Genomic DNA, 340 nt, shown 5'->3' with positions numbered 1-340 from the left:
CAGCTTCTGCTGGTGGGCGAACATGTCGTCACGGATCTTCTTGAGCGTGCCCTGTTCAACGGTGATAATCAGCCACTGCCAAGCCCAGGATGTCACGATACCAGCCATATACAGGCAGCCCATCAGACTGATGGCGCGCAGCAACGGAGCCCAGTCGGGGTTCGATTCCCCCACCATCGGCAGAATGTAAGTGTCAATCAGCGATTGGAGAAACAGCGCGGATCCGGCCTGTGCGGCGGCGCCGATCAGAATGCACACCACGATGGCGACGACGCGCCACTTGTACTGGAAGATGTAGCTGAAGATGCGCTTGATGGTTCCGGGGTCGGTTTTGCCCATG

Annotated in this window: 1 protein-coding gene; it reads right to left on the bottom strand. The window is 58.2% G+C overall.

Going from position 1 to position 340, the window contains the following annotated elements:
• On the bottom strand, positions 1-340 hold a 340-nt coding region (locus EIK80_RS25230), incomplete at both ends, for a hypothetical protein (protein ID WP_199743628.1).

The sequence above is a fragment of the Caulobacter sp. 602-1 genome (assembly GCF_003931565.1).
Lineage (GTDB): Bacteria > Pseudomonadota > Alphaproteobacteria > Caulobacterales > Caulobacteraceae > Caulobacter.
This window is presented reverse-complemented; position numbering and strand designations above follow the sequence as displayed.